This is a genomic window from Leptospira andrefontaineae (genome assembly GCF_004770105.1).
Classification (GTDB): Bacteria; Spirochaetota; Leptospiria; order Leptospirales; family Leptospiraceae; genus Leptospira_B; species Leptospira_B andrefontaineae.
In genome coordinates, this window is record NZ_RQEY01000023.1 from 44,374 (window position 1) to 58,728 (window position 14,355).

Genomic DNA, 14,355 nt, shown 5'->3' on the forward strand with positions numbered 1-14,355 from the left:
AATAATTCTGATTCTCAAGATAAAGAGCCCAGTTTCGAGGGAACGATGCGACAAAACAATTCTGTTAGAAGCGGACGATTCGGCAGGTTTTTCCGGATTAAAAAGCTGATCCTTACCGCTTGGATCATTCTAAGTATTTTCTTACTTTCAATTTTCATTTCATGTTCTCACAAAAATTCCGCATCAGGTGCGGCGAATGCAAATGGATATCTCTACCAAATGTTCAATTCATTCGATCCTAGATCTCTTTTGCAGAATTTAGGAAATAATATAATTCCACCTCTATTCGTGAATTTAGAAGCAAGTAGAGTCGCTCTTGTAAATGCAACTAACGACCTTTGTGCTTCCGATTCTTTGGCTTCTGCGCAGGCTGCATGGATTGCTCATAAATCGGATCTGAAAAAAGTAGAACCTTTTCGTTTTGGAACTACTCTCGCTTATTTTTCCAGGATGGATCCGTTCTTGATCAATTATCTGACTCTGTCTCCGCCTAGTAGCATTAGTACTGTAGACGTAACCTCAGGTTTAGATCAATTAGATTCATTTACTGTTGGGGATCTTAATGATGCACAACAAGCCATAGGCCAAATGAAAAATATGGAGAAGGGCATCAGTGCAATTGAATATATTCTTTTTAGTAGAGCCGGGGTAAATCGAGGAACCGCTCCCAATTGTGGTGCCGATTTTGCAAATGCTCCTGATGGTAGAGCAGCACTTTTAAGAGCATTAGTTTTAGAATACAGCGGCCATGTGCTTAATGTGACTACTGCTTGGGATGTGGGTGGAACAAATCCTTTGGGTACACAGCTTGCAACTGCAGGCAATGGATCTTCTGCTACTTTTCCAAGTTCAGGCGCTGCATTGGATGCGGTTTTTGCAGGAACAATCCAGCTTTTGAATACCATGAAAGACGGAAAACTGGAAATTCCGGAAGGTCTTTCCGGAGGAGGAAGCGGTTCATCTCCTAAACCGGATCGTGCAGAGTCCAGATTTTCAGGCCGATCTTTCGATAATATAATAGATAATTTAAGTACTTTTAAAGCGATCTATACAGGCAATGGTACGGGTGCAGGACTTAAGGATTATGTAAAATTCTACAGTCCCGAGTTGGCTGAGGAGATAGATGGAGAGATAGCGGAATTAGAAGAACATTTAGGAGATATCACTTCTTCCTATTCTCCATCGGATCCTTCTACTGCGTGGGGAAGTTCCAATACTACGAATTTTGCCGCTATCAAATCAAGTATCGCCGATTTAAGTGAATTATTAAAAATTCTGAATACTGAACTCGCTGCTCTTACTGGCTCGAGTCCGGTTTCCGGTGGACCAGGAGGGGACGGAGATTAATGTTCCAAAAACTATTCCGTTCTCCTCTTATTTTAAGTATTTTAATTTTTTCTAATTCTTTCCTCTTCTCCCAACCGAACGAAAATACTGGGACAAACGGAACTTCTTCAGAAGTAAAACAAGAAGATCCTTCTAAAAAGGAAGATCTTAAACAAGAGGAAACTCTTGCGGAAAAGAAAAGAAGATTTTTAGAAAGCGGTCAGATCAATGTGATCGGCGCCAAGGATGACGATATAAAGAAGATTCCTGGTTCCGCGAATGTGATCGGTAAGAAGATCTTAAAAGAAACAAATCCGGTCGATTCTATGGAAGCTCTGCGCAGGGTTCCAGGTGCAACAATCCGCTACCAAGATGCTGTTGGTCTTACTCCGAATATTGCATTCAGAGGTGTGAGTAACGAAGAGTCTAGAAAAACTTTGATCTTAGAAGATGGTGTATTCACTTCTTTAAGTCCTTACGGACAACCTGAAAGCTATTTTGTACCTCATATAGATAGAATGGAAAGAGTTGAAGTTGTGAAAGGTTCAGGCTCCATTCTTTTTGGACCGACAACTTTAGGTGGTATTGTTAACTATGTGACTCGCAAACCTCCTGAAAAACCTACGTTCAGCGCGAAGGTGATCGGAGGAACAAACGGTTATGCTTCCAGTCTTTTACAATATGGCGGGACCAACCAAACTACGAATACAGGTTATGATATCTCCTACATGCGTAACCAAGGAAATGGTTTTAGGGATTACCAAGGTTTTAGAGTAAACGATCTAAACCTAAAGTTGATCCAGAAATTAGGGGAGAAGGATTCAGTTTTTCTAAAATACCAATCCTACCAGCAGGAGGCCCAATCCACTTATTTGGGATTAACCCAAGGTTTGTATTGGAGAAATCCGAGGATCAATCCTGCCAGATATGACCAAAAGTCCATTGATAGACAGGCCGCAGTTATAGGGCATGATCATACTTTTAACGAAAATTGGAAGATGATCACAAGAGCATATTGGACAAATGTCGGCTTCTTATTTCGTCAGGAATCTTATTCGTATAATAATCTAACCGAATTCGGTTTTCCTGCAAGACCTCCTGAAAATGCGTTTGGTATTTATGCTCCTGATATTATCGGGAACCAGCCTGGAGATGTAATTTACATGCTAAATTCCACTCCGAACAGACATTCTTTCTTTAAGACGGGAGGTCTGGAAACTAAGGTAGAAGGTAAATTTAATACATTCGGCTTGGATCATGAGATCGCTTTCGGTGCAAGAATGCATTATGAATCCGTAAACGCAGCGAATAATGTATTCCCTTATCCGACTCTTACTAAAGGTCTTACCACCCAGCAACAGAACCGTAATGCAAGAGCTTATGCTTTATATGTCCAAGATTCTATCAAGTTGACTGATAAATTCAAGGTGATCCCGGGAGTTCGTTACGAACATATCTTCCAAGGTGTTTATACTCACAGAAGGCTTGCTACTGAGGAAGATGTTACCAAAGGAAACGCGAGTACAGTTGGACAGACCATTTTGGTAAATGATGCAAATGAGACTTATACAAAGGTAGTTCTACCGGGTATTGGACTTACGTTCGATATTACGGAAAAGTTTATTTGGTTTGCAGGTGCACATACTGCATTTTCTCCTCCTACATTCTCCACCGTACAAAACCCTGCATTAGGTTTAGGTTATAAACTTAGCGCAGAAAGATCCAATAATTATGAAACAGGTTTTAGGGGAAATATCACTCGCTACTTCTACACTCAGGTTAGCACGTACGCATTATATTTTTCGAATCAGATCGTAAATACGAATGAGGCCGGTTCAGGGCTCGGAGCCGTACCGATCAACGCGGGAAGATCGGTGAATAGAGGTGTGGAAAGTAATTTTGTTTTCGACTTTGGAAAATTTGCCGAGTCCAGATGGGAGGTCCCTCTGGAATTTACCTACTCTTATACAAAGGCGATCTCTACCACTTACGTTCCAGTAGGCACAATACAAAATGCGGATGGAACCGTTAGTATCACGAACCAACCTTTATATGCGCTTAACTCTGCAGGAAACCTGATCAAAGTAAACACAAACGGAAATTATCTGCCTTACGTTCCGATGAATGTTTTTATAGGAGCGATCGGAGTGAAAAGCCCATCCGGATTTTATGCAAGAGTCGAATATCAGTATTTTGATAAACAATATTCTGATTTGCAGAATACCAAAAACCAGAGTACGGACGGAAGCCAAGGTGTAGTCCCTGCATACGGAATTTGGAATGCCGACTTTGGGTACGAGGCTCCGGGAGGAAGATGGTCCATCTTCGTGAACGGAAAAAATTTAGAAGATAGAGTGTATATTTCGGGAAGACTTCCTGTGGGGATCCAACAAGGGCCATACAGACAAATCAATATCGGGGCTACTTTAAAGCTGGATTAAAATCGGACGGGAGATGAAAATGTCTCTCGGAAGATGAATCAGAGAACTTCCCAAGCTGCAAATCTTCTCTCCGGATACAAACCTGCTCCGGGAGTCTATGACGAGCTATGCCTCCCTGACGGAAAGTCCAGGGATAAATACGAATTTTTACTTCGCACTTTAAATAATCTGGGTGGCGCAGAATTAAGAAGGCGCAAAGAAGATAGTCTCCGTATCCTAAAAGAAAGTGGAGTCACGTATAATGTTTATGGGGATGAGAGAGAAAGGGTCTGGGGATTGGATCTTTTTCCTCTTCTCATGGATAGCAAAGAATGGGACGAAATCGAAAGAGGTCTTGCCCAAAGATCCGAACTACTTAATGAAATTCTAAAGGACGTTTACGGTCCTAAAAGATCCTTATACGAAAAAAAGCTTCCCCACGAAGTGCTATTCCAGTCCGGAGGATTTTTAAGAGCCTGTGCTCCGGTTTATGATTTTACGAATTTCCGTTTAGCATTTTTAGCCACTGATATCAGTCGAGACATACAAGGGAATTTTTATGTAATAGGAGATCGTGTTCAAGCACCTTCCGGTTCCGGATATGCTCTTGAGAATAGGATCGTTCTTTCTCGTATTTTTCCGTCTCTCTATAGAGACTCTCAGGTTCATAGAGTTGCTTTATACTTCAGAGCGTTAAGAAGGACTTTAAATTCATTCTCTTCTAATAAAGATAGAGAACCTCTTACAATTCTTTTAACTCCTGGGCCTGGGAACGAAACCTATTTCGAGCACGCTTATCTTGCAGGATATCTTGGATATACTTTAGCCCAAGCAGAAGACTTAACTGTTAGAGATAATAAGGTCTTTCTGAAAACGATCGAAGGTTTACAACAAGTAGATGTGATCTTTCGTCGTGTAGATGATTGGTACATGGATCCTCTCGAATTAAAGGGAGATTCCCTTCTGGGAGTTCCAGGTATCTTGGGAGCGGTGAGGGCAGGAAATGTCACCGTAGCAAATCCTATCGGCTCCGGATTTTTGGAGAACCGTGCAATTCACACATATCTTCCCAGTTTATGTAAATTCTATTTGGGCGAGGATCTGATCCTTCCGAATGTTCCTACTCTTTGGATGGGAGATGAAAATTCTCGCAAGGAAGTATTCTCCAATCCCCATAAATATACGATCAAACCGGCGATTCGTTCTCCTTTGGATCCGTCCGTATTTCTTTCTACTTTGAGAGAAAAAGAAATGTTAGAACTGAGAACCAGAGTGGAAGCAAGACCAGAACGTTATGTGGCACAGGAAATTCTCCCAGGTTCTACATCTCCTATTTTTTCAGGAGATTCGGAAGAGCTATTGATGGGTAAATCTGTCTTAAGGACATTTACCTGTCTTTCCGAGAATGGATATACATGTATGCCTGGAGGACTTGTTCGAGTTTCTCCTAAGGCGGACGAACTTATCATTACAAACCAAAGAGGAGCTATTTCCAAAGATCTTTGGATCTTAGCTTCCGAAGAGAAGAAGGAGTTCAGTCTTCTTCCTGGACAGATCGGAAGGATGCCTATCAAAAGAAAAGGTTCGGGTATTCCGAGTAGGGTTGCGGACAATATGTTCTGGATGGGACGTTATGCGGAACGTGCGGAGAATATGTCCAGGCTTCTCAGAGAGACGGTTCATAAGATCTTGGAAGCGGAAGAGTCTTACGAGAAAGAACAATTCTCCATGTTACTTGGTATCTTGGACCAACTTTCAGGATACAGCCTTAGATTTTTCGAAACAAACGGATTGGACTCTTTGGATTCCATCCGGGAGAAAATATTCCAATTAGCGACATCTCCTTATTCTTCCGGAAGTATACGTCATGATCTGAACTTCTTTGTGGGAAGTACCAAGGCTGTTAGAGACAGGATCTCTGACGATACTCGTTATTTGATCTCAAGATTGGAATCTGAGACTCCACGAAATTCAAGTTACGACGAAGTGTTGGAATACTTACAAAAATTAGTGAATCTATTTGCTTCTCTTTCCGGTCTTGCAAACGAAAGTATGAGCCGTGAGACAGGATATTTCTTCTTGGATATGGGAAAAAGATTGGAAAGGGCTCAATTCATAGCAAGACTTCTACTCTCTACAATCGAAAGATCTTCTATATATAATAAAAGTATGTTCGAAAGTCTTTTGAACGTGAACGATATTCGAATTACTTACAGAAGACGTTATAAATATAGGGTAGAAGCGGAATCGGTGGTTGACATCCTGATCTTCGATGAAAGTAATCCTAGATCGCTTGCTTTCCAATTAGAAAGATTAAGGGAGAATACGTTATTCTCTTCTTCCGGAAAAGACGAAGAGATTTCAGAGGAGATCCAAAGACTCACGGACGTTTTAGTACGATTCAGTGAAGAAGATGCAAAACGTATTTTTGAATATGCAGATCCGGCCGGCGGGCTTCGCAGATGGTTGGAAGATATTCTTTCCCAATTAAAATCCGTCTCCGACGCAGTCGCTACCAAATACTTCCGCTATGTGGAAAACCAAGTCAGATTGGGAGGACCTTATGGCTGAGTATTCCGTTCGCCACCTGACCCATTATACTTACGAGAAAGAAGTTTCTCATTGTCTGAATTTGGCTCATCTTTGTCCTACATCCAACGAAAGACAGATTTGCAGAGAGTTTAGAATAGAAATACTTCCTAAACCTAAATATACGGAATTCAGAACGGATTATTTCGGGAATACGGTATATTCTTTCGCGGTGGAAACTCCTCATAATATTCTATCCGTAACCGCAGAAGCGAAAGTTTTCACTTCTGAAACGGAGAATAAAAAAGGTCGTACCACGATCTCTGCTTCTGAAATATTAAGAAAATTGAAAACAGTTACCGAAAAAGAAGATCTGGAAGCGATGGAATTCGTTGGAGATTCTTCTTTTGTAAGTCGCTCTGTTTCTTATAAGAATTTTTTAGAAAAATATCTGCCGATGGATCGTCCATATCTGGAATCCGTTTTGGAATATGTAAAAAGATTCAGAGAAGATTTTAAGTTCAAAGCAGGAAGTACTAATATTTATACACCTTTGGACGAGGTTTTGGAAAAAAAGGAAGGAGTCTGTCAGGACTTCACTCATCTTTCCGTAGCTGCCTTTCGCTCATTAGGCCTTCCTTGCAAATATGTTTCCGGTTATATCGAAACTTATCCTCCTCCAGGAAAACCTAAATTAAGAGGAAGTGATGCAACTCATGCATGGATTTCCGTGTATTGTCCGGGAGAAGGTTGGTTCGACTTTGATCCTACAAACGGAAAAGCGATTACAGAGGAATATATTCATACTTCAGTAGGCAGAGATTTTTCGGATGTTTCTCCTTTGAAAGGAATTCTATTCGGAGGCGGGAAACATAAATTAAAAGTCGAAGTGGATGTTTCTCAGTTAGGAGATCCTAACGCGATCGGAAATCATATCTGACGTGCAGAAATTGAGAAAGTCACAAATAGAGTTTTTTCTCTTCACTAAACGATACAAACTGGACTTAAGCCCTTCGCATCCTTCCCGCGGATGTAAAACCTCTGTGATCTCAGTGCCTCTGTGTGAACCGAAAATGCGCAAACAAGTTTCGCACAGAGTTCACGGAGCACACAGAGTATTCCACACAAAGCCGTGAAAGGAAGAAGATTCTTCCGTTAGATATCCAATACCTTCTTATCTTTGTGTCTTCGCGTGAGAATATTATGTAGGAGTTCCAACACGCCGGCTGGCAGTTGTGTATAGAGTGAAAAAAGCCCTCCCGAAGGAGGGCAATGGATCAGGTACTGGGAATAATATCAGACCGGGGCAAGATCTCCGGAAACGAATCTTTTCCAAGTGTTCAATGCTACTTTGTATTCTGACTCAGCTTCTTTAACTGCCTTTTTTCCTGCTTCTTCTTTCACGGATTTCAAATTGATCATTCTGGCTTGGCTTTCCTGAACGGAATTGCGCAGAGCCTCTAATCTTTCTTCGAATCCTTGGTTTAAGGTTTGGGACTTAGCTTCTAGTTTGTTACGTAAAGCTTTCTCTTCCATCACCATTTTTTTACGCAGGATCTGCTCTTCAGAGATAGTCTTTCTATCGCTTGCCAAACCGAAAAATGCGAAAGTGTTGATCAACCATTTGGTCGGATCGTAATCGAACCAGCGGATACCATTTCTGTAATCTGCTTGGAACTCATGGTGGAAGTTATGATATCCTTCTCCAAAAGTAAACAATGCGATAAGCCAATTGTCCTTTGCGGTATGTTTATCGGAGAAAGGTTGGTCTCCTTTATAATGTGCCAATGAATTGATGAAGAATGTCATGTGGTGGTTGATCGCAATTCTTAAAGAACCTGCTAATAATAATCCACCTAAAGCATCTCCCCAAAGAGCACAAAGAAGAGTAGGAAACAAAAATCCCATGAAGATCGCGATCGGATAATAATGATCGTCTTGGAATTTTACCCATTTGTCTTCGTAAAGATCGTTCACGTTAACAGGGGTTCTATGATCTCTATTCTCGAATAACCAAAGAATATGAGCATACCAGAATCCTTTTGTGATAGCGTAAGGATCTTCTTCTTTATCTACGAATCTATGGTGAATTCTATGATCAGAACTCCATTCGATCACTGATTGTTGGAACGCAGCCGCTCCGAAAAGAATATAAAAAAGTTTTACTGGCAAAGAAGCTTTATAAGCTCTATGCGAAAACAAACGGTGGTACCCTCCTGTGATCGCGAGCCCGGTTGCTGCGGTCATAAATAGATACACAAGCCATGTGTTTAATGGAATACCTCTGGTAAACAATAAGGCACCCGTCCCGATGACTCCGATGATCGGAGTCGCAAATAAGAAGATTGTGGTCTTCAACGCTATTTTCTTTTTCGTTTGTTCCATGTCGGCTTTCCCGTCTTGGTTTTTATGATAAGAGCGCAATCGTGGACCCAGGTTGCGAAAAAATTCGAAAATTTAGAATTTTTCCCCCAGGCTTCGATCTGGCCCAAAAATCTGTTTTTTCCTGAGGAGTTCCTACCATCATGGAATTCCGGGCAATGCCCGAGGGAGATCCGCTTTGAGGGAAGAATTGTTTCAACTCATTCAAACCCACGCCTATCGTTTCCGAGAGGAACCGTTCACCCTGGCCAGTGGTAAAAAATCCAGGCATTATTTTAATTGTAAGGAAATCACTCTTCATCCTCAAAGATTAGAATTACTTTGTAAGTATATTGTGGAAAAACATCTCCCGGAATCCGGTCTAGATGAGGAAGAGGCATTTGGTGGTCTCACAATGGGAGCGGATCCTATCTGTTTCGGGATCTCTTTAGAATATCGCAAACAATCCAAGAACGTATTTCCATTGATCGTGAGAAAACAGGCTAAGGATCATGGCACGAAAAATTTGGTAGAAGGTGGAGTAAACGCGGTCAAATCCTGTGTGGTAGTGGATGATGTGATCACTACCGGAGGTTCTACCTTGCAAGCGATCAAAAGTTTGAGAGATGCCGGATTGGAAGTCACCGCTTGTATCTGTATTTTGGATAGAGAAGAAGGCGGAAGAAAAGCAATAGAAGAAGAAGGGATCAAAGTTTTCCCTTTGTTTAAAAAATCGGAATTCGGAAGTTTAGACTAATGTCCGTATTCAATTACGATTCTCCGGTTTTTAAGAAAAAACTACTGATCCGCACTGGACTTGTGCTTTCGGTTTTCATAATATTTATCGGTGTAAGCTTTGTTCAGGTAGAATCGGACAAAAGATCCGCGTTTCTTTCTATGTATCTGCTCTTAAGCGGAGTACTTATACTTCTTCTTTTAAAAAATTACAGAAGACAGTTGAAAGTATTAGAAGGTGCCAAGGTAGAATTGGATTCTTCTTCTTTAAAACAATGGAACGCGAAAGGCCAATGTATGGAGTTCGAATTCCGAGATCTGGAAAGTATCGAGAAGGATAGATTTAGAGGTTACGAAAGGATCTTACTCATTTCCAAACAGGGGACTTATATCCCGATCTTAAATTTGGAAAATATGGATCAGTTCTTGAATGAATTGGAGAAGAAGTCCGGTAAAAAGGCAAAAATTTTCGAAGAAGATACAAAAGTCCTAAGCTGGAAAACTCTAATCGCATTTTTACCTTCTATAGGAGCGGCCATCGCTTTTGGGAGTGGATACTGGAAAGAAAAACAAGACGCACTCTTTATAGTATTCGTAGCAAATGCACTTTTGTTTATGATCTATTTCCCTAAAGATAGAATGGACACTGGATATTCTGCGAGAAGGCGTTATATCTTTATCTTAGTGGTATTATTGATCGTTTTAGTCGCTCGATATTTCGAGTGGATTAATTTTGGATAGATCCTGAATTGGTGATCCCTTTCAGGATATTCATTTTTTTCTGAGCAAGTCTTCTAAGTTCGGTCATCTCTTCCGTAAAATTTTGTAAGATAGGATCCAGATGTACATGGTTCTCCATAGTCTGGACACTATCTCTTACATATTTTAGATCATCGAAACTAACTAATTTTCCACCGAGTATAAGTTTACGCACAGTATCAAATTCATATTTTCTCAAATGGATACGAACTAAAAACTCCACAGAAAATTTAGAAGTAAGTCTAGACCAAGGACTTTTAGGATTAAAAGCTACCTCGTTAGACGCAACTGCATCAGCCGCTCTTTTAAAACCTAAGGGAGAACCTCCTCCTCCGCCCAAAGAAGTAATCTCATAATCCGGAATATCCCTTGCAACGGCAACAGGAGTCCCGTTTCTTTCTAATAACTCTGATAGTAAATTCCTGCGTCTATTATCGTCGTAATCATTCGGCGCAGCAGTTAGTACCCTTTGGTATTCTTCCAACATCACAGCGATATTGATAAACCTTCCCAAAGGAGTATTATTATGCTCTTTGATCTTAGGAAATAATTCTCTAGTGATCTGAAAGGGAGATTTTCTTTTATAATAAGTGGCCTCGTAGGCCTTCTCCAATTTTTTCTCCGCAAAACCTTTCAGTTCGTTTACGATTCGCAGGTCCGCATAAATATAAGCGTCTACTCCCTGGTCTTGGTCCCTTGCATTTTTGGATTGTTCCGGAAGAACGATCTTGATAATAAAAAGATACTTAGATTCTCGGAGCATTTCCAGGACTTGGCGGATCTCATGCATATCCCTGGAAAAGAATGCGATCATGTCTTTCAAAAATGTATCGGAAGTAGGGATCCGATTGTCTTCCTGCTGGTTGATCTTTTTGATCTCTTCCGCAAGTTCCAGGGCGATTTCTAGCTGAGTAGCCATTGAAGTAATAACTTACTTCCGGGCTAGTTAGGAATCAAGATAGTTTTCCTCATTCCGGGCTTAGCTGGAAGCTCATTTTTCTCAATAATCTTAGAGGGTAAACCGCAGAAATCCAACCCAAGATGGGTGCAAAAATTAAAATAAGGATCGGGGTTTCCGGCAAAAAGGAGAAGGTCAAGGTCCAGCCAAATGCGTTCTTATTCACCACATAAAGAATAATGGGGGACATGATGAGAGAAGAGAGGATCCCGAAGAATGCTCCGAATCCTGTCAGATAAACCGACTCCGTCTTGAGAATAATCCCAAGCTGGTCCTGAGAAGCTCCCAAATATTTGAGAAGTCCCAAGATCCTGCGCTTATCGTACAAAGTATGTACCAAAGAAGAAAGTAGAGAAATAACAGAGATCAGAATTGCAGTTGCCTTAAGAGAATCCAAAACTCGGAACACTTTATTTATCTCATAAAGATAAATTTCCCTAAGTTGTGCAGAATCTAGTAAGATCAGATCTTTGTATTGAGGATCAGAATTCAGAAAATCCATAATTTTCTTTTTGGAATATTCTATTCCGGAAGCATCCGAATATTCATTCTTTAAGAAAAGTTTAATAGAGTTTAAGGTCTTAAATTCGAAATTTTTTTCATAGGAACGGACATCCATCATCACAGTTCCTTTTTCCGAAAAAAAATGCTCTTTGATCCCTTTTATATTAAAATTCTTTTTACCAAAAGGAGTCTGGGCAACCAGAACATCTCCCACCTTCAGTTTTTTTAAATGAGCCATATTCGAAGAAATTAGAACATCTGTTTCTTCTTTTACTTCGTTCTCTATTCTTTCCGGTTTGTTTTGATAAACGGAAAAATCGTAAGCGTGAATGATAAAATTTCCTTTGTCGGTTTCAAAAGAAGTGTTCACCAAAAAACCGTCCAAGTAAGAGCTTATCCCTAATTCTCTGATCTTCTCCGGAAGATCCTTAGGAACCCCTCCATGAATCCCTGAATGGAAAAAACGATCGTTAATGATCGTAAAGTCGGAAGGGTATTCCGAATCCACCCAATCGTTCAGGGATTTTTTATAACTGTCCGTAAGAATGGTCAGGCATAAAACCAAAGAAACAGCAAGCATCACAGTTGCCGCAGTCAAAGTATTCCTTCCTGGATTTTCTTTTAATTCTTCCAGACCTATTCTGAAAAAAGGAAAACTTTTATCACTTCTATCCAGAATTTTAGAAACAGCCGAGCTGAATAAGGAAAGTAAATAAGGAAAAGCGAATGTAATCCCGATTGTCACACCTCCCACACCCAATAAACCGGGCATAGGAAGTTTCCAAGGAGAAGGTAAATTAGAAATCCCTAAAGAAGCAAAAAATATGATCCCGCCGTAAATCGCCAGTCTGGAATTCGGGATCTGTCTTTTTTCTTTTTGGGAATCTCTCAGGATAGAAAGGGGAGGGACCTTTCCTGCTCGAATCGCAGGATAAACCGAAGAAATAACGGAACCCAAGATCCCAAGCCCTGCAGCAAGGCCTAGGTCAAAAAGAGAAATAGAACTATAGGTTGATAATAGATTTTTATCCACAAGCCCTGATTCAGGACGAAAAAAATCTAAACCGGAGAAGAATATACCGAATACAATCCCTAAAACCGTTCCTATACTTCCGAGTAGAACTGATTGGCTTAAAAAAAGAAAAATAGAAGATCTTACATCTAATCCCAATGTTCTCAAGATCCCCAGTTCTCTTTCTCTACTTAAATACAAACCAGTCATAGTATTGGAAACCATGAAGAATGCGATTAGAAGAGAGATAAAGGAGATGATGAGAAGATTTAGCTGAAAAGAACGTAATGCATTTGCCGATTTTTCCTGGATCTCTTCAGAGGTTTCGATTTTTACATTTACACCAAGGATCTTTTGTAGGTTCTCTTTTACCTCAGAAAGATTTGGATCGGAAGATTTTAAAAGAAGATAGTCCGCTCCATTTATATTGTCTAGTTTTTCTTGGATTAGAGAAATATCCTCGATGATTAAAAAACCACCTTCCATATCCACGGAGATATAATCTTTGAACTCCCAGTTTTTTCCATTTAGAAGAAGAGTAAAAGGTGCACCTTTAAATTTATCTGCTAATGATTTAGATACATATGTTTTTTCTAATGGACCGGTTGTTTCGGAGCCTGCATCTTCTTTTAAAGGGATCCCCAAATATTCTTTGGTCAGATCCATCCCCATATACAAAACCCTTAGATTGTCGGAGGAAATTCCTTCCTGTTGTATCCTTGGCCTAATAGCGGAAATATTTCTAAGATCCGGATGAGAATGTATTTTAGAAAGGATTTGCCAATCCAAGCTTTGGCCTGGACTACTCGGAGAAATTTTGAGATTAAAATCTCCCTTTAAGTATCCCATAGAAAAATCGATCAGAGATTTTTCTGCCTTGTTCGCGTTACTTGTAGTGGATAAGAATAAACCCACGCCCAAGGAAATTCCTAAAAGTGCGAATATGAATCTGGGGAGATGGGTCTTAAAATATTCGTATAAAAATAAGAAGTATAAATTCATACAAGACCAAAGGCAGGATTTTGTTCCGGTAAGATCAGTCCGTCTTTCATCTTAAGTCTGACTTTTCCTTTTTCTCCGATCTCTCTGTCATGGGTTACAATAAATAAGGAAAACTTTTCCTTCTCTTGCAACTCGAGTAGAAGTTCTAGAATTTTATGAGCATGGTATGTATCTAAATTTCCGGTAGGCTCATCCGCCAAAACGATACTTGGGCGTTTTGCAAGCGCTCTTGCGATTGCCACTCTCTGTTGTTCTCCGCCGGAAAGTTCATCCGGTTTATGTTTGAATCTATGAGTGAGATCGACCTTCTCCAATGCTTCTTTGGCGATATCTCTTGCTTTTGATTTTCCTAAACCTGAAATATAAAGAGGTAAGGCCACATTTTCCAAAGCGCTTAAGTAGGGAAGAAGATGAAAGAACTGGAAGATAATCCCAGTTTCATTCCTGCGATATTCGGTAAGTTCTTGTTCACTAAAATTACTTAGGTTTTTACCACCGATCCAAACTTCTCCTGAGTCTGCTTGGTCGATCCCGGAGAGGATATTCAAAAATGTGGATTTACCGGAACCGGATGGGCCCATCAAAGTTAAGAATGTGTCTGCAACGTCTAAGTTGATCCCTTTTAGGACCGGAACGTTTTGTTTTCCATTTATGTAGGACTTGGTTAAATTTCGGATGAGGATCTTGTTTGTCGGATTCGACATGATCCTATTTTGCATTCTCTAGGAGATCAGGCAAGGAAAAGAAGT

The 14,355-nt window shown here is 40.3% G+C and carries 10 protein-coding genes; 6 read left to right on the plus strand and 4 right to left on the minus strand.

The features are described from left to right. Positions 1-45: 45 nt before the first annotated feature. The 4 genes from EHO65_RS17030 to EHO65_RS17045 are packed head-to-tail and all read left to right on the plus strand — an operon-like array spanning position 46 to position 7,215. Complete coding sequence (locus EHO65_RS17030) at positions 46-1,347, plus strand: imelysin family protein (RefSeq protein WP_135775751.1); 1,302 nt, start codon at positions 46-48, stop codon at positions 1,345-1,347. Further along, entirely contained in the window at positions 1,347-3,767 is a 2,421-nt protein-coding gene (locus tag EHO65_RS17035; RefSeq protein ID WP_135775752.1) for a TonB-dependent receptor family protein, read from the plus strand. Before EHO65_RS17030 ends, EHO65_RS17035 begins: the two co-directional genes overlap by 1 nt. Before the next feature lie 33 nt (positions 3,768-3,800). Further along, positions 3,801-6,317, plus strand: a complete 2,517-nt coding sequence (locus tag EHO65_RS17040; RefSeq protein WP_135775753.1) for a circularly permuted type 2 ATP-grasp protein — start codon at positions 3,801-3,803, stop codon at positions 6,315-6,317. Then, on the plus strand, positions 6,310-7,215 hold the full coding sequence (locus EHO65_RS17045) for a transglutaminase family protein (RefSeq protein WP_135775754.1): 906 nt from the start codon (positions 6,310-6,312) through the stop codon (positions 7,213-7,215). The genes EHO65_RS17040 and EHO65_RS17045 overlap by 8 nt, the downstream gene beginning before the upstream one ends. A gap of 356 nt (positions 7,216-7,571) precedes the next feature. Here EHO65_RS17045 and EHO65_RS17050 read toward each other — a convergent pair whose 3' ends face one another. After that, complete coding sequence (locus tag EHO65_RS17050; protein ID WP_135775755.1) at positions 7,572-8,660, minus strand: acyl-CoA desaturase; 1,089 nt, start codon at positions 8,658-8,660, stop codon at positions 7,572-7,574. A 175-nt stretch (positions 8,661-8,835) separates the two neighbouring features. Between EHO65_RS17050 and pyrE the strand changes: the two genes are divergently transcribed. Beyond that, the gene (gene pyrE / locus EHO65_RS17055; RefSeq protein WP_135775756.1) at positions 8,836-9,393 is read left to right on the plus strand and encodes an orotate phosphoribosyltransferase; all 558 of its coding nucleotides are present in this window, start codon (positions 8,836-8,838) and stop codon (positions 9,391-9,393) included. Beyond that, entirely contained in the window at positions 9,393-10,112 is a 720-nt protein-coding gene (locus tag EHO65_RS17060) for a hypothetical protein (RefSeq protein WP_135775757.1), read from the plus strand. Before pyrE ends, EHO65_RS17060 begins: the two co-directional genes overlap by 1 nt. On the opposite strand, the gene EHO65_RS17065 is transcribed toward EHO65_RS17060, so the two are convergent. Genes EHO65_RS17065 through EHO65_RS17075 form a run of 3 tightly spaced genes read right to left on the minus strand, consistent with a single transcriptional unit; the run spans position 10,099 to position 14,310 of the window. Next, a complete protein-coding gene (locus tag EHO65_RS17065) occupies positions 10,099-11,049 on the minus strand; it encodes a hypothetical protein (protein WP_135775758.1) in 951 nt (316 codons plus the stop codon). The genes EHO65_RS17060 and EHO65_RS17065 overlap by 14 nt on opposite strands. A gap of 49 nt (positions 11,050-11,098) precedes the next feature. Next, positions 11,099-13,606, minus strand: a complete 2,508-nt coding sequence (locus EHO65_RS17070) for an FtsX-like permease family protein (protein WP_135775759.1) — start codon at positions 13,604-13,606, stop codon at positions 11,099-11,101. Beyond that, positions 13,603-14,310 carry an ABC transporter ATP-binding protein gene (locus tag EHO65_RS17075; RefSeq protein ID WP_135775760.1) on the minus strand — a complete coding sequence of 236 codons (708 nt, stop codon included), beginning with the start codon at positions 14,308-14,310 and terminating at the stop codon, positions 13,603-13,605. Before EHO65_RS17075 ends, EHO65_RS17070 begins: the two co-directional genes overlap by 4 nt. Positions 14,311-14,355: the final 45 nt, after the last annotated feature.